Source organism: Arsenophonus sp. PmNCSU2021_1 (assembly GCF_036919435.1).
In the GTDB taxonomy this organism is placed as follows: domain Bacteria; phylum Pseudomonadota; class Gammaproteobacteria; order Enterobacterales; family Enterobacteriaceae; genus Arsenophonus; species Arsenophonus nilaparvatae.
The window spans coordinates 1-20,854 of sequence record NZ_JAZHPL010000003.1; the positions used below are offsets into that span (position 1 = coordinate 1).

At 40.7% G+C, this 20,854-nt stretch carries 18 protein-coding genes and 7 pseudogenes; 5 read left to right on the plus strand and 20 right to left on the minus strand.

Features of this window, described 5'->3' with window-relative positions; all coding sequences use genetic code 11:
• The 4 genes from V3224_RS02370 to V3224_RS02385 form a co-directional block, all read left to right on the plus strand.
• Window positions 1-2,174, plus strand: a 2,174-nt coding sequence (locus tag V3224_RS02370; protein WP_334468303.1) for a host specificity protein J, incomplete at its 5' end; no start/stop codon positions are given.
• Window positions 2,174-3,205, plus strand: coding sequence for a DUF6453 family protein (locus V3224_RS02375; protein ID WP_334468305.1), 1,032 nt, complete (start codon window positions 2,174-2,176; stop codon window positions 3,203-3,205). The genes V3224_RS02370 and V3224_RS02375, both read left to right, overlap by 1 nt.
• A 371-nt stretch (window positions 3,206-3,576) precedes the next feature.
• Window positions 3,577-4,692 carry a phage tail fiber protein gene (locus tag V3224_RS02380; RefSeq protein WP_334468307.1) on the plus strand — a complete coding sequence of 372 codons (1,116 nt, stop codon included), beginning with the start codon at window positions 3,577-3,579 and terminating at the stop codon, window positions 4,690-4,692.
• Between the two features lie 267 nt (window positions 4,693-4,959).
• Complete coding sequence (locus tag V3224_RS02385) at window positions 4,960-6,579, plus strand: YadA-like family protein (RefSeq protein ID WP_334468309.1); 1,620 nt, start codon at window positions 4,960-4,962, stop codon at window positions 6,577-6,579.
• Window positions 6,580-6,662: 83 nt separating this feature from the next.
• Here the strand turns inward: V3224_RS02385 and V3224_RS02390 are convergent, their stop codons facing one another.
• The 17 genes and pseudogenes from V3224_RS02390 to V3224_RS02470 all read right to left on the minus strand — a co-directional run bounded on the left by V3224_RS02390 (window position 6,663) and on the right by V3224_RS02470 (window position 17,471).
• On the minus strand, window positions 6,663-7,421 hold the full coding sequence (locus tag V3224_RS02390; RefSeq protein ID WP_334468311.1) for a Rha family transcriptional regulator: 759 nt from the start codon (window positions 7,419-7,421) through the stop codon (window positions 6,663-6,665).
• 281 nt (window positions 7,422-7,702) lie between these two features.
• The gene (locus tag V3224_RS02395) at window positions 7,703-8,503 is read right to left on the minus strand and encodes a KilA-N domain-containing protein (protein ID WP_334468313.1); all 801 of its coding nucleotides are present in this window, start codon (window positions 8,501-8,503) and stop codon (window positions 7,703-7,705) included.
• A 470-nt stretch (window positions 8,504-8,973) separates the two neighbouring features.
• Window positions 8,974-9,393, minus strand: coding sequence for a flagellar motor switch protein FliN (gene fliN / locus V3224_RS02400; RefSeq protein ID WP_334468315.1), 420 nt, complete (start codon window positions 9,391-9,393; stop codon window positions 8,974-8,976).
• Window positions 9,386-10,403, minus strand: a pseudogene (fliM, locus tag V3224_RS02405) (flagellar motor switch protein FliM). The gene fliN and the pseudogene fliM overlap by 8 nt, the downstream one beginning before the upstream one ends.
• Before the next feature lie 5 nt (window positions 10,404-10,408).
• Window positions 10,409-10,621 (minus strand): annotated as a pseudogene (locus tag V3224_RS02410) (flagellar basal body-associated FliL family protein); the annotation flags it as partial.
• Window positions 10,622-10,640: 19 nt separating this feature from the next.
• A complete protein-coding gene (locus tag V3224_RS02415) occupies window positions 10,641-11,615 on the minus strand; it encodes an IS701 family transposase (protein ID WP_334468317.1) in 975 nt (324 codons plus the stop codon).
• Window positions 11,616-11,673: 58 nt separating this feature from the next.
• A pseudogene (fliL, locus tag V3224_RS29690) lies at window positions 11,674-11,799 on the minus strand (flagellar basal body-associated protein FliL); the annotation flags it as partial.
• 377 nt (window positions 11,800-12,176) lie between these two features.
• Window positions 12,177-12,830, minus strand: coding sequence for a flagellar hook-length control protein FliK (locus tag V3224_RS02425; protein ID WP_334468321.1), 654 nt, complete (start codon window positions 12,828-12,830; stop codon window positions 12,177-12,179).
• A gap of 24 nt (window positions 12,831-12,854) precedes the next feature.
• The gene (locus V3224_RS02430) at window positions 12,855-13,031 is read right to left on the minus strand and encodes a hypothetical protein (protein WP_334468323.1); all 177 of its coding nucleotides are present in this window, start codon (window positions 13,029-13,031) and stop codon (window positions 12,855-12,857) included.
• A 146-nt stretch (window positions 13,032-13,177) separates the two neighbouring features.
• Window positions 13,178-13,594: a hypothetical protein gene (locus tag V3224_RS02435; RefSeq protein ID WP_334468324.1), complete on the minus strand. Its 417-nt coding sequence runs from the start codon at window positions 13,592-13,594 to the stop codon at window positions 13,178-13,180.
• Window positions 13,594-14,034, minus strand: a complete 441-nt coding sequence (gene fliJ / locus V3224_RS02440; RefSeq protein ID WP_334468325.1) for a flagellar export protein FliJ — start codon at window positions 14,032-14,034, stop codon at window positions 13,594-13,596. The genes V3224_RS02435 and fliJ overlap by 1 nt, the downstream gene beginning before the upstream one ends.
• The gene (fliI, locus tag V3224_RS02445) at window positions 14,031-15,428 is read right to left on the minus strand and encodes a flagellar protein export ATPase FliI (RefSeq protein ID WP_334468326.1); all 1,398 of its coding nucleotides are present in this window, start codon (window positions 15,426-15,428) and stop codon (window positions 14,031-14,033) included. Before fliI ends, fliJ begins: the two co-directional genes overlap by 4 nt.
• On the minus strand, window positions 15,425-15,550 hold the full coding sequence (locus tag V3224_RS02450; RefSeq protein WP_334468327.1) for a FliH/SctL family protein: 126 nt from the start codon (window positions 15,548-15,550) through the stop codon (window positions 15,425-15,427). The genes fliI and V3224_RS02450 overlap by 4 nt, the downstream gene beginning before the upstream one ends.
• A gap of 20 nt (window positions 15,551-15,570) precedes the next feature.
• Window positions 15,571-15,843, minus strand: a complete 273-nt coding sequence (locus tag V3224_RS02455; RefSeq protein WP_334468329.1) for a FliH/SctL family protein — start codon at window positions 15,841-15,843, stop codon at window positions 15,571-15,573.
• Window positions 15,807-16,025, minus strand: coding sequence for a hypothetical protein (locus tag V3224_RS02460; protein WP_334468330.1), 219 nt, complete (start codon window positions 16,023-16,025; stop codon window positions 15,807-15,809). The genes V3224_RS02455 and V3224_RS02460 overlap by 37 nt, the downstream gene beginning before the upstream one ends.
• Window positions 16,026-16,155: 130 nt before the next feature.
• Window positions 16,156-17,149: pseudogene (gene fliG / locus V3224_RS02465) on the minus strand (flagellar motor switch protein FliG).
• A 37-nt stretch (window positions 17,150-17,186) separates the two neighbouring features.
• A complete protein-coding gene (locus tag V3224_RS02470; protein WP_334468332.1) occupies window positions 17,187-17,471 on the minus strand; it encodes a hypothetical protein in 285 nt (94 codons plus the stop codon).
• A gap of 55 nt (window positions 17,472-17,526) precedes the next feature.
• On the opposite strand from V3224_RS02470, the pseudogene V3224_RS29695 reads away from it, so the two are divergent.
• Window positions 17,527-17,900, plus strand: a pseudogene (locus V3224_RS29695) (IS701 family transposase); the annotation flags it as partial.
• Between the two features lie 29 nt (window positions 17,901-17,929).
• Here the strand turns inward: V3224_RS29695 and V3224_RS02485 are convergent.
• From V3224_RS02485 to fliF, 3 genes and pseudogenes are all read right to left on the minus strand, one after another.
• Window positions 17,930-18,802 (minus strand): IS982 family transposase, encoded by an 873-nt coding sequence (locus tag V3224_RS02485; RefSeq protein WP_334467716.1) that lies wholly within the window; start codon window positions 18,800-18,802, stop codon window positions 17,930-17,932.
• Between the two features lie 200 nt (window positions 18,803-19,002).
• Window positions 19,003-19,457, minus strand: a pseudogene (locus V3224_RS02490) (transposase); the annotation flags it as partial.
• Between the two features lie 162 nt (window positions 19,458-19,619).
• Window positions 19,620-20,846: pseudogene (gene fliF / locus V3224_RS02495) on the minus strand (flagellar basal-body MS-ring/collar protein FliF); the annotation flags it as partial.
• Window positions 20,847-20,854 lie beyond the last annotated feature (8 nt).

The following is a 20,854-nucleotide window of genomic DNA, read 5'->3' on the forward strand; positions in this document are numbered from 1 at the left end:
AATCGGCTTATCAGGTATTGCGTGATATTGCGGGCATTTTTAGAGGCATGACTTTTTGGGCGGATAATTCTGTCAAAGCGGTGGCTGATATGCCCTCGGATGTCTTTCGGATTTTCACGCAAGCGAATATCGTCGATGGAAAGGTGACATATTCAGGCGGTAGTCAGCAAAACCGTTATACGCAGGTGCTGGTTTCCTATTCGGATGCCGATAATCACAGTCATGATGGGATTGAGGCGGTCTCTGATAGCAAACTGCAGCGCCGTTATGGTGTGCGTAAAACGGATATTTCGGCGATGGGTTGCACTCGGCAATCAGAAGCAAACCGACGTGGACGCTGGATATTATTAACGAATGCTTATGACAGGACGATTACCTTTTCAACAGGGCTTGAAGGGGCTATTCCAACGCCTGGACAGATTATAGGGGTAGCGGATGCAAATCTTGCAGGGCGAATTATTGGTGGCAGGATTTCATCTGTTGATGAGAGAAAAATTACGCTCGACAGGCAGGCAGATGTTAAATCGGGTGACAGACTTATCATTAACTTACCCGATGGAAAATCAGAAGCAAGAACCGTCCAGACGGTTAACGACAATATTATCACTGTAACAGCCCGTTATTCTCAACCGATTGAAAAAAATGCGGTTTGGACAGTAGATGCCAATGACTTGGCGATTCAGCTTTATCGCGTAATTAGCCTTCAGGACAACGCCGATAATACATATACCCTCACGGGGACTTTCCATAATCCAGATAAATATGCGCATGTTGATTCGGGCGTCAGGATTGATAAAAGACCAATTACTGTTATCCCCCCTGGTGTCCAATTACCCCCGAAGAACGTACATATCTCTGCTTATACCCAAATCAGTCAAGGGATTGCTGTTACAACGTTAAGCGCTGACTGGGATGCCACAGAAAATGCGATTGCCTATGAGGCGCAATGGCGAAGAGGAAATAATAACTGGGTAAGTATACCTCGAACATCTACATCCAGTTTTGAAGTTCAAGGGATATATGCCGGACGTTATCAGGTAAGGGTAAGAGCCATAAACTCATCGGATATCTCATCAATCTGGGCGAATGCGCCTGAGACAATACTGAAAGGTAAGGAAGGCGAACCCCCTACACCTGTTAACTTCAGAGCTTCCACGTTGGTGTTTGGGATTAAGTTAGACTGGGGATTCAACGAAAATACGGAAGATACGTTAAAAACAGAGATTCAGTACAGCGAAACGAATGACGGTGAAGGCTTGATGTTACTGGCTGATATCCCTTATCCGTCAAAAAGCCATGAAATGTCAGGGTTGGCCGCAGGGACAGTCTTTTATTTTCGCGCAAGACTCGTTGATAAATCCGGTAACCCGTCACCGTGGACAGAATTTGTGCGGGGTGAGTCAGAATTCGATGCCAGCAGTATCATTGATGAAATTGATAAAAAAATTAACGATACGGAAGCGATTAAGCAGCTAAAGAAAGGGATAGACAGTAGCACAGAAGCGATACTGGAAAACGCGAAGGGACTTAACGGCAATACGCAGTATTTCATGCGTCAAAATGGCAAGATTAAGGCGGAAATTGTCAGGGTTGACAATTATGTGGTAACCGAGACTAAAGCCTTGGCTGAATCTATCCATCAGGTCAGAGCGACAGCAGATAAGTCCTGGGCAGCCGCGCAAAACTCGCTACAAGCCAAATATGACATGAAAAAGGGTGAGGCTTCTGCAACCTGGACATCGTTAGTCAAGATTGTTTATGACGGCGTCTCTTATGATGCAGGCATGGTGATTGGTGCTGAGCTTAAAAACGGTAAAGTCAGCACACAAATTGGCTTTAGCGCCCAAACATTCATCGTATACAATCCGGCTAATGGCAAGATGGAGCCGGTTTTTGCCATCAAAAACGGTCAGGTTTTTTTACGCACAATATTTATTGATAAAGGAACGATTGAAGAATTATTAATCGGCTCTGTTATTCAGTCAAAAAATTATCAGGCGGGAAACACGGGTTTCAAGATAGATAGTGAAACAGGTATCGCAGAGTTTAATCGCTTACTCATTAATAAAGACTTTAAAATTATGGGTGACGCCTCAAAAATTGTGTTGGATAACACAGGGCTTGCCGTTTATCCCACTTCTGGTGGCGTAATAAAATTAGGCAGGAGGCCATAATGTCAGATTACGGTTTGTTTGTTGATTTGAAAGACGGTTTTAAAACCTTTGAAATAACCAGTAAAAGTCGAATACTGACAAAACTTTTAAGTACAAATAACCACGATCTAAAAAAAAGAGATCATAGCTTCACCATTCCTGAGGCAGATAAATATAATCTAATCATCGTCCCTAAAGTCATATCTAGACTTTATCAAGTATCCAGGAGTTATGCTGTACGTCAACTGAGACTTGAAAATATAGGAGTTGAAGGAAATCAATTAAAGTGCAATTGGGATCGTTGGGGTATTCACTGGTTTTGGGGTGGCAGAGGCGGAGGGGTTTCAGAGCGAGGAACATTTTTGTACGGTGAACAGTACGAAAATGTGTATAAAATAGATGTTTATGGCTATCCAAAACAAGCAACGAGGGGTGACTATGGATTATTTATGGGTGGTTTAGGCAATGCAGTAGCAATAACTCAGCAATCAAAGTTAGGGTATTGTGTTTTTAGAAAGAAAATATCGATAAGTGCTAATGGCACTTATAAAATCCCTAACACTGTTCCAAGTATTGGTAAAAGTCTCGTTTTTATTAGACCAACAAATCAAAATGCAGTTGTTTCTATCGCTAGAGACAATAAAAATATTTATAGCAATGCGAAAACAGATGTTTACGTACTGGTATTCACGACGGATTTTACGCTAGTACCCGCGGATTACGGCCTACATATTTATAATACAAAAGGCACACTAAGTTATTCATCGCATTATTTGCCGTTTTTAGTAGGCGCTAATATAACATTAACCCAATGGGGAGTAACGGCGCCATTTGCACGCCCAATGTTACAAGCAAATGAATGTGCAGAAATGATAGATCGCGTCTATCAGGGCTGGACATATTGCAAAGCAGGCGGTTATCGTTTTCAAGGAAATAAAATAACTATTGAGCAGGGAAGAAATCTTGAATGGGTATTTGTGGATACATCAGCCATTGATGATATCACTTATAGCACTCCCTCATACGTTATTGACTTCGATCTTTACTTCTAGAGAAAAATTATGATTTATTCAGATGGCACAGTCACAATAGTGTCAGGGTCTTCTATTGTAAAAGGCTCAGGCACCAAATGGAATAGCAATAATCCACTCATATCACCCGGCATGTTAATGTTGATTAAAAATGGTGACGTGAATTATCCTTACATGATATTGGCAGTCAACAGTGATACTGACACGAGTTTCGCACCAATAAAAAAACGCTCTATTTTTAAGTTTAATTCAGCATAATATATAAATAGAAAAAATCTCATAAATTAAAAATAACTTATTGTAATTTAAGTAAATTTATACGTCTTAGCAAGTTACAGATTAATTACTGTTCTGAAGCCATTTCTAGAATTTTATATGCCCGTGCGAAACTCGTGACTGAATTAACGTTAGCAGATAAGCCGACTTTTAGCGCAACAGAGACCACTTACAGCATTAATCTCACTGAACCCAATAATAATTCTGACGCTGCACGCGCACTGGTTGCCGCTAACACTTACATCCTCTATTTTTTGCAAAACATGGATTTGTGGATGGGGGATAATGGTGTCGTTGAAATCACGTTGCCGAGCGGTAAAACAGTCAAGTTAGCGTCAATTAAAGCGCTACAAGCGCTAGTGGAAGGAAAAGCTGATGCAAGCAGTGTTGAAGAGATAAAAACAGCACTAGAAAGTCCCGCGGACAAAAAAAGCGTAGAAGACATAAACAAAACCGTCGCAGATAAATTTGATAAAAATAGCGTTTTGCAAGCAGTAGGTAATGCTACTGATAAAGTCATGAGTCAAAAAGCATCCACTGATATTCTTGCGAAAAAAGATTCAAATGAACAACTTAGAGCTGGAAAAATAAGTGTCTCACATTCTACCGGTGACTCAGTTATATGGTTAGGCGATGCTAAAGAGGGTTATGATTTAGTCTATGTCCGTTCATCTAAACGTGGTTTTATACGTAATAATAGGCTTAGCGTAGCCACTTATTTTCCAGATAAAGATGGAACATTTGCTTTATTGTCAGACATTCCAAAAATGATAGCGGATGCTAACGGTTTTTTTAAAAGAGCCTCGCCGATAGTAAAAATCCATCCCGATGGTAGTTTTGAAACCAACGAAGAATCAGAAGGGGCAAGAGTCCGACGAACTGGAATTGGCAGCTATTTTATTTCCGGCGTCATGGGTTATAACGCTGATGGAGCATGGGGTGTGAATGGCGGAATATCAATCCCTAAAGATATTAATGGATTAGAACTTATCTACGTCAGAGACAAAATCTTATCCAATGGTGATATTGAGATTCAAACATTTCACCGACAACACACCCATTTACCTAAAGATTTTCAAAACTGGCGAATTAAAGAAATTATTGACGGCAAACCAGTTTATTACGCTGACGGTGAGCAAGTTGATATCCCACCCTCGACATGGTTAGACGTGCGGGTGCAAATGCCCGTTGATTCAATTTGGGAGCAGCAGCAAAGATTGAAAGCGAAATAGCCCTTCACAAAAATTTTTATCTGAAAATCGGATACATTGAACATCAAAAAGACTTTCCTTCTTACTCGAAAATTTCGTTAGTTGATTAAACCCTATCATGGGATAGCGGGTGTGGTAAACAACTTTTCACATTAAAAAATCGATCGAATCGATCAAAATAATTCATTTTATTTTTGTATTAGATTTATGGAAAACTAAATACCCATGCGGCATTTACTTCTAAATATCAGTTTTATTTAGTTAAATAAATCAAAAAATGGAGATAAAGTGAAGAAAACGACTATACTAGCCTGTGCGATTATGGGAATTCTGGCAAATGTTAACGCTGAAGAAGTTAAAACCAAGGGTGAGTTTTCATCAGTATTGGGTACAACAGCCGAAGCTTCCGGATACGCAAGCACTGCTATTGGTGAAGAAAGTAAAGCCACCGGTACGTTTTCATCAGCATTAGGTGAAGGAGCCGAAGCTTCCGGATTCGCAAGCACTGCTATTGGTAGGCAAAGTAAAGCCACCGGTAAGTTTTCATCAGCATTAGGTGAAAGAGCCGAAGCTTCCCAACCCGGAAGCACTGCTATTGGTGAAGCAAGTAAAGCCACCGGTAAGTTTTCATCAGCATTAGGTGCAAAAGCCGAAGCTTCCGGATACGCAAGCACTGCTATTGGTGAAGGAAGTAAAGCCACCTGTAAATTTTCATTAGCATTAGGTACAAGAGCCGAAGCTTCCAGATACGCAAGCACTGCTATTGGTGAAGGAAGTAAAGCCACCGCTCACTTTTCATCTGCATTAGGTAGAAGAGCCGAAGCTTACGGTGAAGAAAGTACCAGCATTGGCGTAAACAGTAAAGCAGCCAATCACCTTTCATCTGCATTAGGTTCAGCAGCCGAAGCTTCCGGATACGCAAGCACTGCTATTGGTGGAGCAAGTAAGGCAACTGGTAAAGACTCAATTGCAGTTGGCTCAAAATCAATAGCACAAAGAGAATATACCAGAGATATAACTGATACATTAAGAAAACAACTTCCTTATAAAGATGCATTAATTAGAGAGTTCTCTATGGGTTCTGTTGTTCAAGATAATAAGAGTAGCACTGCTGGCACGAATGTAATATTGAGTCAAATCACTAATGTTGCATCTGGTACTGAAGACACTGATGCGGTTAATCTTTATCAATTAAATAAAGTAAAACGGGACGTTGATGAGAGAATCGGCGAAGTAGACAAAATCAAAAATGATGCTAAGGATGCATTGGATGTAACAACTCAACACCGTGATAATGCTAATCTAGCGCTAAAGGAAACTGAGAAACACCGTGATAATGTTTATGGTGCCTTGACAAGTGTAAAAATGCATGAAAATAGCGCTGATTTACTCGTTAAACGACTAAAAAGAGAGGCATCATTGGTAGACGGGAAAATTACTCAGAGTTCCGATGGGACAATGTATATTGGCAAGGAGTTAGAAGGCAGTCAAATTTTTGTCTCTGGCAAGCAGGGTGACAGAGTGATAAGCGGTGTGGCTAGTGGTGCAAGAAACAGTGATGCAGTGAATGTTTCTCAATTAAACACGGTCAGAACAGCTGCCAATTATGCAAGCCAACTGGCGCAAAAAAACAGCTCACGGATAAATCATCTTGAGGATAAGTTATCGAAAACTAACACGAAAATTGAACGAGGACTCGCGACCTCTGCGGCGCTGACCGGACTTTTCCAGCCTTATGGGGTCGGTAAAGTGAATTTGACGGCAAGTATTGGGGGATATGGTGCTTCTCAGGCCCTGGCGGTTGGTACAGGCTACCGTATCACTGAAAATGCCGCCGTTAAAGCGGGGGTTGCTTATTCTGGCGGTAATCATGTGATGTATAACTCGTCATTTAATTTTGAGTGGTAATCCTGTTAAGTTTTACAACAGTCCCCAGAAAAACGCTGGGGACTTTTATCTTTTCTCAATTACCCCATTCAAGGGGCATCCTATTAGCAGCGTTGGAGGAAATGGGTCAATTCCGCTTTATGCCAGTTTGAAAGGGCACCATTTAGCATTAACTGGTTATCCTGTGTAGTCTGAGATAACAGAGTTTCTATCTCAGCAATAACTCTATCTGCATTTTCGCGTTTGCGGATAATCTGTTTAATTGCTAATTTCTCTGCATCGGCTATTTTATCTTGAAGCTCTTCCGTTACATGCCAGATACGCTCACACTCAGAAGCGATAGAAGGGACTAGCCGTACTTCCATCGGATAGGGTGAGGGAATGCCGGTGACTTCTCTTAGTGCATACCAGATAGCATTATTCCATGCATCTCTGAAACGAAAGTTTTGAGTCATCAGCGCAATGATACGAGCGAGATTTTGCGTATCTTTATTACTGAACTTTTCGTGAGCTTCGGGTTGGTATTTTGGTACAGAATGTAACTCTGCTTCCATGCGGTTAAATTCAGCAATGTAGGCTTCTTTAAATGCAGCTGCTTTTTTGCCAGTAAATCCCATAACCAAGAATACGAAGCCATCTTTGGTCATTTGGTACATGGGACGTTTTTCACCTTTTGCGTCGATATAATTAACCTCCGCAAAATTGCGGGCGTTAAATTCTGCTGAAGAGTCAATGTTACGCAGTTTCTTTAAAATATCATCGTGACGTTTGCCAAAGTAATCGGCGACATCTCTAGAATTAGTAATAGCTTTGCCATTGTGAACAGTAACTTTTGGATTAATAGTAGATAATTGAAGTGTCATAAGACCTCCGATGGTTACTTTATTTTACCACCACCTAGAGGTTTCCAATCTCGTTGGGTGGTGAACTGAACAGGGTTGGAAACTACCGGAGTAACCGCCGGCCAGCTTTTCAGCTGCCCCATCCAGCCCACCATTGAATTGTGGCTAGATTTACGACACTAAAAAGCGCGCTCGCGGTGTGTACATGTCGCGGTTACTAACACGGGGTTTCCAATCCCGACATCTGATTTATCAGATGCAAATAAACTATAGCGCATGATTTCTTCTTTCGTCAATGGTTATTATGCTGCAATCCCGTTCATCATTACACCTAACAATCTAGGAAACTGGTTATCGTAGAAATGGGGTTGAGTCTGACGGGGATTATTAGGGTCAGTTAGATTTTTACCAAACTGTAATCCTTTTTCTGTCAATGACCAGAATAGTTTTTCTTTATCAGGATGCTTACCGCTCGGGCGTGATTTACGTTCAGCAAGTCCTAGCAGTTGTAGCCGCCGATAACCAGATTGTGCCGTATAGGGTTTGCCATGAAGCAATAAAAGCTCCGTAAAAGAATGCGTCACTTCGCTTGAACCCGTTAAACTCCCTTCTGGTGCATCAATAACGTAAGCTGGCAATATATCCGGCATACCAAGCGATGACTGTAGCTTTTTCATCGCGCCAAGTAGACCAGAAGGGGCGATACGTAGCTCCTGCTTGTAAAAAGCGATCATGGCCAAGCCAGCTTGTACTTTTTCGACAAGTACCCCGTTATTGCTTTTTACCGAATCCCTGAACCGCTCATAAACTTGAACTTCAAAAGCGGGGTCTATCCATGCTGCATATCGAATGGCGATAATTTCAACAGCCCAGCTGCCAGATTCAAGGCCACCTTTGATGATATTGACCGAAGCTATTTTCGTAGCTTCGCTTGCTTTTTGTACAAAATTACTTACTCCTTCTGATTTAAGGAAGTTTGATGGGCGCTGAGATTCTGTCGCTTTACCTTGCGCAACGGCAGCACGATGTAAATCATTCAGACAATACCGCCCGAAAGCATCTTGACGAACAACGGTATTTTCAATAACAACTAATTTAGACATAACTATTTCTCCGTAATGAAACGAATGGTTAAAGTGGTTTGGGGATTAAAAAAGAGGGTAAATTTAAACTGAGATTTCAGTCAAAATTAGGAACTCACTATAAGCTGCAAGTAATTGATTTATAGTGAGTGAAATCGCTTATTTTCGCGTGTAAATACGTATATTAAATGAGCTATATTTTTTTAAGCAATTGATATATAAATATTTTATTTTTGTTAGGTAACTACCTAATGAATAGTTATCTATTACCTTGATGGCGTTTGTGCCAGTGAGTAGATAACGCTTAGGTAAAAAACGGCGCACTAGCCATAACGTAATTAGCCAATAATTAGTAATAAGGAACTGCTCATTTCATTTAACATGCTACTGCCTGAAAGCATTGGACTATTGGGCGTAGCGCCCCCTTTTAATAAAGGGGCCACGCTATCAGCCGCGCCAGATATGAAAAAAGACGAATAGGCTGGCATAATTTATCGACTCAACCTACGCATGCGTTCTGATGGAGTAATAATATCAGTAATACGAATGCCATATTTTTCTGAGACCACTACCACTTCACCTTGTGCGATCAAATAGCTATTGATCAGAATATCTAACGCTTCACCAGCCAAACCATCGAGTGAAACAACCGAACCTTGCGTCAAGGTTAATAGTTTTTTGATAGTCATTTTGGTACGTCCTAACTCAACAGTGAGTTTTACCGGGATATCCATAATCATGTTGATATCTGAAAATTGATTTTCAATATTTTGCATTTCCAAATTATCAAAGATAGCCGGCCCATTATCGCCTGGTTTCGGCGGTTTAGATTGCTGAGCAATGGTTTCTATCCAGATATCTTCAGCAGAAGTGTTAGCTTGATTTTCAGTAAAATCGTTGGTGTCACTCATGGTTTTGCTCCTCTTCCTGAGCGTTTAAAACTGGATTAATAAGATGTTCGACACGAAGAGCATATTGCCCATTCAATGTTCCATATTTACTGGTTAGCACGGGCACACCATCGACATGGACCATAAGACGTTCAGGTTTTTCAATAGGGATCACATCCCCTTCTTGCAGTTTGAGGATATTAGACAGTCGCGTTGGATGTTCAACTAAATTAGCAATTAACTCTAATTCAGAATATTTAACCTGTTTAACCCAACCGTTCATCTAGACGCCGCCATCTTGTTTCATCTTTTCAACTGGCGGGTTGGTTAATTGTTCATAAAGAGGTTCGATCATAGAAAAAGGAATGCAAATATTAAATTCACCGATCATATTGTTAATCTCCATTAAAAATGGAGTAGTAATGACGATATCATTAGGTGAAGAGGTAATATTAGTAAATTTTGCCTGTGATTCAGAACGAATATAGATTGCCTGGATTTTGTGAACAATTTGCCATGCATCACTATAGGCATCGAGTGCTAACTCTACCATTTTATCAATAATGCGCTGTTCGGTATGGGTAAATTCCTGCTCATCAATAGCGGTGGTAAATCGGCCATCTCCACCGAACAGATTATCAACCGCAATAGAAACTAAATTAGTTTCAAAAGTGAAAAGGGCGGTTCCGTTCAGTGGCTTTAGTTGGATCAGGTTAAAGTTACTCATCGCAGGCAGATTGTCGGCAAAATCACAGAAAGGCTCAATTTTTATTGAACCGACTGTAATATCCGGGCTGTAGCGCATGAGATTAAATAATTTCATCCGAAATTGACGGGCAAAATGCTCGTTGATCATTTCCAGGGATTGCAGTCGCTCGCGGACAGTACGTCTTTGGGTATTCGCATTGTAAGGATGGATATCCATTTTAGCTGTAGATGATTTTTTTCGCGTTGCTGACAACAGGATTACCAGCTGGAGCATCATTTAACAGGGCATCACCCTCTGTTTGTGAAAGAAAATTCTCGCTCATGGGATTTATCGTAAAATAAATGTTGTGAATAATACATCGGTAATAATTTGCTTAGACTCTTCTAATTCAGATTCAAAAGTCGGTCTTAATGCCTGTTTAATTTCAGACATTAGGTGGATCTTGCCGGCTTCTGTTACTAACTCAGTCGCTTTTTGGCGGGATAACAACAGTAATATTCGACTGCGTACTTCAGGCATAAAATCATGTAGGCGTTTACGTCACGAGTTTCGCACAAAACTAATTTGGGTACGCTAATAAAACACGGATTTGCTCAGTAATAGCACTTTTGATTACGTCCCAATTTTGTTGATAAAGGGTTATTTTTTCAGATATACGACGTTTATGTTGTTCAAACCACGCAGAAATAGCGAGAAAAATATGATTTCTTTGCGCTCGGCTCGTGCGAGCCTGACAGCGTTCAATACCACAGTTTTGTTTAACTTCTCGATGATAAACTTCAACAGACCAACGGGCATCCATGATAGATTTGAGGTATTGACGGGTGGGATTCTCTTTGTTTGTTACTATGTAATCAATACGGCCGTTTTTGGCTGTAAATTTGAAAACGGTTACCGAACCATATCCTCGCAAGTGTATTGACGTTCCTTCTTCTGAGATGTCTAACTTGTTCAGTTGTTTGTTATGGTTAACAATCCTATTTTTCCTCAGCGTGGTTACCCAGATCCAACCATGAGAGCGAATTGATTTCAGGTTATCCAGGCTAGAATACCAAGCATCCATCACTACGGCTTCTGGCATGATCCCTCTTTTTTTAGCAAGAGTGAGCATTTCGGAAAAGTGCGTGTTTTTTGTTTTTCCATCAGAATCTTTATCATAAATACGATAATTGATAGGAATTGATTCAACCTTCGTCAGATCATGCCAAAGCAAATTAACTAAACCTATGCCAGCAATAACATCATGTTCATTACCTGAATATTGATAATGGACCATCTCTATTTTTTTACTACGTGTTTTGGCAATCAATGTATCATCGGCAATTAGTACGCAAGGGCTTTTTTTGTCTATAGAAGGTTCAACTAATCGCCATAGGTCTTTAGGTCTAAAACATCTACTTTTTAGCCATCGGCTAACAGTGTCATGAGATAAAGGCGATGGGCTTACTTCTGATAATGCTAAACCAGAGTATCTTAAACTGCTTACTTGTAAGAATGTTTTATAGATATCTTTAATACATGGATAACCCGACAAAATATGAACACCCTGATTTTTTCTTGTTTTTAAATTTATACTTCTTTTTTGGAGATTGCGAAACTCGTGTACGTGTCTCTTCATCGGTAAGGCGTAAAGTAATTTCCACATACAACACGCGATCGCGTTTATCATTATCAATCAGATTAACCGTAAACGCCCCTAGGGACATAAATACCGGGATCACCAGGGTTCTTTTTGCTGGTTGATATTCATCCTGTTTTTTTATTTGGTATAGTCACCAACAGTAGCCAGCAATAAAACAACTTAATATTTAAGAGTAACGCGATAATGGTTAGCATGATCCGACTTATGCGTTTTCCTTGACGTTGAGACTTGGACATAGACAGGTAATTCCTTTTGATTTTACTTGGGATAATGAAACTATTATCAATTAACGTGTTATCCCTGTTTCTGCATTTCGATATAATTATCCTGCTCAATGAATATTTTGACGGAGGAATAAAACAATAAAAATGGGAGGTTATTTTGCCATTGATAAATGTTGAAAATAGTAGGGGAAATTTTCCCCTGTCAAAATAATAAAGATGGCTAATAAATTTAAGCAAATATATCAATACCGGTTGTTATGGCGGTCTGCATAATTGGTTGGGATCTGACTAATGCATCATCTTTTGTCTGTTGCTGTCGATCATCAGCGATTGATGATGGTGATGTGAACGGTTGACTATTTTCATCACTATGTTGCTTATTATGCTGATCACCAACATGTGTTTGACCCAGTTCTATGCCTTGTTCTGATAATGCATGACGTAACTGAGGCAGATTTGTTTCAATAACCTGACGGACTTGTTGGTTAGCCGCAACAATAGAGAGTTGAGCTTTATCATCGAAAACTTTAAGTTGGATCTGTAGGTTGCCTAATTCTTCGGGATAAAGCCGTAGCTCCGCTTGTTGTGAACCATGACGACTGAGAAATAAGATCTGCTCACTAAATTTTTGTCCCCATTCAGGATGATCAATCGGGGTAGCCAAGGTAATAGAATTGATGGTAGGTGAAATTGAGTGACTTAATGTTGTTGAGTTTGGGATTAAGGATGTTAATGATATCGTGGTATTATTGGTTATCGATCCAGTAGCTAGTGCTGGGTTTTCTATTGCCAGAGTCTGGCTTGTGGCAGCGATATTAGCCTGAATTGGTGGTAATAATGCTTCAGATGGCGAGACGCCTTGTTTTGCCAGTAATGACTGCAATGGCGCTATATCCTGTTTAGTCAATTATGACTGAGATTGGGTGGCGTCCGGTTTAACAAACGGCGATGATATATTGGACAGAGGAAAGTCAATTGAGGGATTATTTGTGGTTGATAGCAGAGTAAGATGTTTTAAACTAAGGTTTTTATCCCGCTGCTCAATATCATCAGTTAATGTTTCGCTATTACACGAGTTTCGCACCAATAAATAAACGCTCTATCTTTAAGTTTAATCCAGCATAATATATAAATAGACAGAATCTTATAAATCAAAAGCAACTTATTGTAATTTAATAAAATTTATGTATTTTAGTAACTTGAAGATTAATCATCGATTTTAAGCCATTTCTAGTATTTTATACGCCTGTGCGAAACTCGTGTATTAGTCTGCTCGGGTAATTCTTCTGATAAAGATGCGGGACTATTTTCCTGCTTTAGCTGCGAGGCTATGGTTGTCAGTGAAATCGGTAGTTGATCAATAAGTTGATTATCAGTTAACATTGTCAATTCTTGCTCAAGGGATAAGTCGGCGCTGTCGTTGATTTGTGCAGTGACTTCATCCGCTAAAAAGCCATTGATAGCCGATAATTCATTTTCTTGTTGGGCCAGATCTGAGTTAGCGCTGTCTGGTGGGTTTTTCTCTTTTGCTGGTGATGAATAGTTAGTTAGCATGTGAGCAAAATTGGCAGCATGTTCTGTTGGTGATGATAACTGTTGCTTAGATGAGTGCGCGCCAGCGCTAAATGTTACCGATGTATTTATCATTATGATGTCCTTAAAACGGCACGTCGTGCTATTTCATCTATTTGTTTTTGTTCAATAAAATCAGCCTGTTTTTTCTGTAAACGTTCACTACGTTGTTGTAGCTTATTGAAGGCGTTAGTTTTTTGCTGTTTTCCCTGCCAATTTTTTTTGGCGATCGTTTCACGCTGCTGCCAGCTAACTACCTGTTGTTGATGTTGCGTGATCGTTTGTTCAAGCGTCAGTAAAAACTGCTGATAATTTTGTAATATTGCGGAAGAAGTTCCTTGGTGGAGTATGCTATTAAGCTGTTGGCGATATTCATCTTGGTACTGTAGCAATTGTATTAGCTGTTGTTGCATTTGTTGATGTTGCCGCTGAATATGCGATAACTGTAGCGCCGCCTGGTGGCTGTCGTTATGGCTTAAATTATGTAATAGTGCGAAGGAGTTTGTTTGCTTCATGGTTCCTCACTAGGGTTTTCAGAACTAGTCGCAGGAAATAACTGACAAAGCTGTTGGTGGGAAGTCTCCCTTGAACAGTATTGATCGCAATCCTGGCGTAAAAATTGCTGCAAATGGGGATAAAGCTGAATGGCTTGATCCAGGATCGGATCACTACCCGTAGCATAAGCGCCAACATTAATCAGATCTTGATTACGTTGATAACGGGATAATAGCTGTTTGAACTGTTGCGCCTGGTAAAAATGGCTTTTAGCAACAAGACTATTCATTGCTCGACTAATTGAGGCTTCAATATCAATAGCTGGATAATGCCCTGCTTCTGCCAGGCTACGTGATAGTACTATGTGTCCATCAAGAATAGCACGCGCTGAATCAGCGATCGGATCTTGTTGATCATCACCTTCGGTTAGCACGGTATAGAAAGCGGTAATGCTACCACTACTTTCAGTACCATTACCGGCACGCTCTATTAGCGAAGGTAATTTGGCAAATACTGAAGGCGGGTAACCTTTAGTTGCAGGAGGTTCACCGATCGCTAGTACAATTTCACGTTGTGCCATAGCATAACGGGTGAGCGAATCCATAATCAGTAATACCTGCAAACCACGATCACGAAAGTCTTCCGCGATCCGGGTGGCGTAAGTGGCGCCCTGTAAGCGTAGTAGGGGAAAGACATCCGCCGGCGCAGCGATAACCACTGAGCGTTGTAAACCTTCAGAACCAAGAATATTTTCGATAAAGTCTTTTACTTCCCGACCTCGTTCACCAATCAGGCCAACAACGATCACGTCAGCCTGGGTATAACGCGCCATCATGCCTAATAAAATACTTTTTCCTACCCCTGAACCAGCAAATAGTCCCATTCGTTGGCCGCGACCAACCGTCAACAAACTGTTAATCGCTCTTACTCCCACATCAAGCGGGTGATTAATCGGTTCGCGTTGTAGTGGATTAATAGGAGGGGTAACCAGAGAAGAGAAAGTATCTATGGTAGGCAAGGGCTTACCATCTAATGGCTGACCAAAACCATCCAGCACACGACCTAGTAGCGCAGGGCCAAGGGGAAATTGTTGACCACTATTTTGCTGCTTATCTGACGCCGATAGTTGATAAACCTGAGCGCCAGGCACAATCCCTTCTAGATCCTGGTAAGGCATCAACAGCATTTTGTCGCCATTAAAACCCACCACTTCACAGCTAATTTCGTCACTGGCTTGTCGCTGTTGCCGTTTTATTAAACAATTGGCGCCTAACGGCATTTGCAGACCGGTTGCTTCTAATACTAAACCCGTTACGCGGGTTAATTTGCCATAGTGACGCACTGACTGTAGTTGGCTGATCTGCTTTTCAAAGCTATCTATTCGGCTTAAGCAGCGGGCAAGTTTTGCCGTCATGCGCATTTCTCTGGCATAATTAACTGACAAAACTCAATCCAGCGGGTTTCTATGCTGGCATCTAGCTCACTGTTTTCCGTGCTAATTTTACAACCATATCGATGTAATTCTGGCGTTGGCATCAAACGCCAGCCATTGGTGGTTAGGTTATACCTAGTTGTGATTCAATCAGTGCCAGATCAGCAGGGTTAACGTGCAGTTGACGAGTGCCTGACAATAGCGGATCTTGTTGCAGAAAATGACTAATTTGGTTCAATAACGCGCTACCGTCACAAACCGCCGGCTGTCCTAATAGTTGACCGGCAGCCTGCAGGGCAATCTGCATTAAGCGTGAGGCAATGATACTGTCTAAGCCTTCTAAACAATGGCGAAGCTCAATTAGTAGTGCTTGCCATTGTTGGGTGATAGCGGCCACTCTTTTTTGACCTCATTAGTCGCTGCCTGGTGACCTTCAGTCAAACCTTGTTGATAGCCAATCTGATAACCTTCTTGCTGGCCTTTCACCAAGCCGGCTTGATGCTCTGCAGATAGCCCTTCCTGATAGCCGATTTCTTTAGCTTGCGCTTTTAATTCATCCAATTGGTTGATTTTATTCAAAACATCTTTTTCATTATCTTCAACGGATGAATTTTCATCTTCTTCATGCAGGCGATTAATCGCAGGATTTAAATCTGCCCAAATGGTAATTTCATCGGGCAGTCAGGGCTGCCATCGCGATTGAGATTTTTTAGACATAACGATCATCACCACCATTCAACGCAATCTCACCATTTTCAGACAAGCGGCGAACAATAGAAAGGATTGTTTTTTTGTTCTGTTTCCACTTGAGATAGGCGAACAGGGAGCTGTGAATCGAGATCATCACGCATGATTTCAGTTGCACGTTGTGACATGTTATTGAGGAAATGATCGCGTAAAGTCTGTGAACAACTTTTTAATGCAATAACCAGAGAATCGTTTTCCGCCTCTTGTAGCAGGCGTTGCATCGAACGATCGTCCATTTCGATAAGATCCTCAAACAAGAACATTTCAGCGATGATTTTTTGCGCCAATTCATCGTCATATTCTTTAACGGCGCTAATAACCATTTCTTCTTGCTGGCTTTTCATCAAATTGATGATTTCGGCTGCAGTACGGATACCACCCATTTTACTTCGCTTAATATTTTGCTCATCGAGTAAACTATTAAGCACTTCAGTTAACTCAGCTAAAGCGGAAGGTTGTATGCCACCAAAGGTTGCGATCCTCAATACCACATCATGACGTAATTCTTCATCCAACAGCGCTAAAATTTCAGCAGCTTGGGTGCGCTTTAAATGAACTAAAGTAGCGGCAATAATTTGCGGATGTTCATCCCGGATCATCTCTGTTGCTACTTCGGGTGCCATAAAGTTCAGTTTATCGATACCAGTGACGGTTTCCTTGGTCTCAAAAATATCTTCTAATAAACTATTAGCATGTTCTTCACCCAGTGCTTTGATTAATACTGAATTCAGGTAATCTTTGGTATTAACATTAATTGCAGCATATTGGGTGGCATTTTCTTCGAATTCAGACAATATATCTGTCAATTGATGGTTAGAAATTTGGCCTAAATTTGATATGGCGACACTTAATTTTTGTACTTCACCGCTATTCAAATGTTTAAAAATTTCAGCAGCCAGCTCTTCACCTACAGACATTAACATAACTGCACTTTTTTCAATTCCATTAAAACTCATAGTTCTTCACTCATCCAATTACGAACAACCATCGCCATTACGCGGGGATTTTTTGCACCATTTCACGTAACCGTTTGGTCTGCATTTCTGCGTTGATACGCTGACGCTTCTGCTCCTGGCGCATGGCTTCGTCATGTTCAATTTTTTGTTGAGCGGCGCGTTTTGCCTCTCTTATTATGGCAAGATCAGCGGCCGTTTTAGCACTCTCCGCCGCTTCACGTTTTTTGCGTAATTGAGGTTGGATTATCAGACGCCAAAATAGCCACGCCAAAAACGATAACAACAGATAACGGCCAATTTCTAATAGACACGAGTTTCGCAATCTCCAAAAAAGAAGTATAAATTTAAAAACAAGAAAAAATCAGGGTGTTCATATTTTGTCGGGTTATCCATGTATTAAAGATATCTATAAAACATTCTTACAAGTAAGCAGTTTAAGATACTCTGGTTTAGCGTTATCAGAAGTAAGCCCATCGCCTTTATCTCATGACACTGTTAGCCGATGGCTAAAAAGTAGATGTTTTAGACCTAAAGACCTATGGCGATTAGTTGAACCTTCTATAGACAAAAAAGCCCTTGCGTACTAATTGCCGATGATACATTGATTGCCAAAACACGTAGTAAAAAAATAGTGATGGTCCATTATCAATATTCAGGTAATGAACATGATGTTATTGCTGGCATAGGTTTAGTTAATTTGCTTTGGCATGATCTGACGAAGGTTGAATCAATTCCTATCAATTATCGTATTTAACCTGAGTTCGGGATAAGCATTATCAATTATACTTGAAGATACGTACCTGCAACAGGTATCTTTGGTTTAGATGGCATTAAACAATATGCAACCAGTCCGCCTAATAAATTCACTACAAAGTTAGCCGGAGAGCGATGTCGCGTATGCTCTATTTGACAAAGATTTTTTAACTCATCAAATACCGTTTCAATGACAGAACGATGACGCAAGATGGCTTTGTCGAAACAAGTCTGTTTAATAGGCTTCATTTTCTTCTTGATATTCGTTATAAGGCTAATTCCCATCGTTTTGAGTTGCTGTTTCAGTGAAGCCGATAAATACCCTTTATCTGCGTACAAACAACCAGAAAGATCCTTTGTCAGCTCAGGCAATGGTTTCCGATCATCGGTGTTTCCTGGTGTGAGTCGAAAACTGAGTATTTCCCCCAAATGATTGATAATTACATGAAGCTTGAAACCAAAGAACCAACCTGTTGAATTTTTTCCCCGTTCAGCTATCCCATTGAAGACTTTATGTCTGCGGATCCGTAAGTTATCACACACCGCTATCGGAGTAGAATCGGCAACCGATAGCCCCGTGCATTTTCCCTTAATTGACTCAAACAGTGCCGTTAACGCTAAGGCACTACGCGGAAGTAACTCTACACAGCGTGAATAGGATGGCAAGTTAGGAAATTCCTTCCGGAGATATAAGCGGACATAATAGAGATAAAATACCTTGAATTGCCTGAATCGGAGTTGATGAAACAACACAACCAGTGTCATCATTTCCGCCAACGAAAGCTGAGTAGACCGTCTACGACGCTTAGTACCGTTAGTCAGCAAATATTCATGCATTTTTGGCTCGAAGTCTTTGCAAAAATCATCCATCAGGCAATAAAGTTCAGTAAGATTTTCCATAATTGTTTAACAATGCTCTACTCTTTAACCAGACTGTTAGAGTATTTTAACAAAACAGGCTCATTCAACTATTTGAATATCAAGACTTTCTCTTTATTTCTTATCCCGAACTCAGGTTATTTATGATAAAGATTCTGATGGAAAAACAAAAAACACGCACTTTTCCGAAATGCTCACTCTTGCACGAGTTTCGCACAAAACTAATTTGGGTACGCTAATAAAACACGGATTTGCTCAGTAATAGCACTTTTGATTACGTCCCAATTTTGTTGATAAAGGGTTATTTTTTCAGATATACGACGTTTATGTTGTTCAAACCACGCAGAAATAGCGAGAAAATATGATTTCTTTGCGCTCGGCTCGTGCGAGCCTGACAGCGTTCAATACCACAGTTTTGTTTAACTTCTCGATGATAAACTTCAACAGACCAACGGGCATCCATGATAGATTTGAGGTATTGACGGGTGGGATTCTCTTTGTTTGTTACTATGTAATCAATACGGCCGTTTTTGGCTGTAAATTTGAAAACGGTTACCCAACCATATCCTCGCAAGTGTATTGACGTTCCTTCTTCTGAGATGTCTAACTTGTTCAGTTGTTTGTTATGGTTAACAATCCTATTTTTCCTCAGCGTGTTTACCCAGATCCAACCATGACACGAGTTTCGCACCAATAAAAAAACGCGCTATTTTTAAGTTTAATTCAGCATGATATATAAATAGACAAAACCTTATAAAATTAAATACAAATTATTGTAATTTAATAAAATTTATGTGTTTTAGTAACTTACAGATTAACCATTGCTTTTAAGCCATTTCTAGAACTTTATATGCCTATGCGAAACTCGTGATAGATTGGCGATAACAATAGGTTGCTGCCAAAATTCAAGCGGTTTTAGTTCTGCATCCTGCGATTCAAATGGTGCATTTACCACATACAGGCTATCACCAGGCTGTTCAGAAAACCCCATCGCTTCCTGGGCTAATGTTTTTATTTGGGCCAATTTTTCATTTGTCAGAGGTAAACTATCATCATTTTCTTTTCTGTCGCTATCAGCATAATTAACGATGATTGCCACCGACAGTCGCTGTAGCGAGCCTATTTGATGTTGGGTATGACGAATGCGCCGATCGATTTCATAATTGGTCGTTTCATCAACCCGACTATTATGATTATTATTCAGCGGGCGAGGGTTATTCTTATCATTAGCTCTGTCAATCGGTGCTTTTGGCTCAGGTGTTGGCTGGTTAGACAGCGCACCAGGCACACCACCAATCAGTGATTGGCCATTTTGTTCACTGCGACTGCTCTGTTTTGAACGCACGGCTGATTCACTAGGCGGTTGATTAGGTTTATACTCTTCTGCGGTCTCTTCGGTACGGGCAAAATTAACTTGGGCAGTAACCTGCGCCTGTACGTTACCCCGGCCAACCAGTGGCGTAATAATCGATTCAATACGCTGCTTATAACGATTTTCGATCGATTGAACATAGTTGAGCTGTGTCAGATTAAGATCACGGCTAATACCCTCGGGTTGAGTTAATAGATTACCTGATTGATCAACGATGGCGACATTGTTGCCAGATAAGCCACTGACACTACTGGAAATCATATGCACAATAGCGGCAACCTGACCATCATCCAGTTTACGGCCGTTTTGTAAGTTGAGGGTGACTGACGCGGTGGGATCTTTTTGCTCACGAACAAATAGTGACGGTTTTGGGATAGCTAAATGTACCCGGGCGCGTTGTACAATACCGAGTGATTCAATAGTTCGGGCTAATTCGCCCTCCAAAGCTCGTTGATAGTTGATTTGTTCATTAAATTGACTCAAACCAAATTTTTCTTGATCCAGTAGTTCAAAACCGACATTGCCGCCTTTGGGCAACCCTTGCTGCGCTAACTTTAGTCTCACCTCATGCACTTTATCAGCCGGCACCTTAACCATATTACCATAGTCAGACAGCTGATAAGGAATATTCATTTGGCTTAGTTGAGTAACAATTTCTCCTCCATCTTTATCGCTAAGATTGGTATAAACCGGTCGATAGT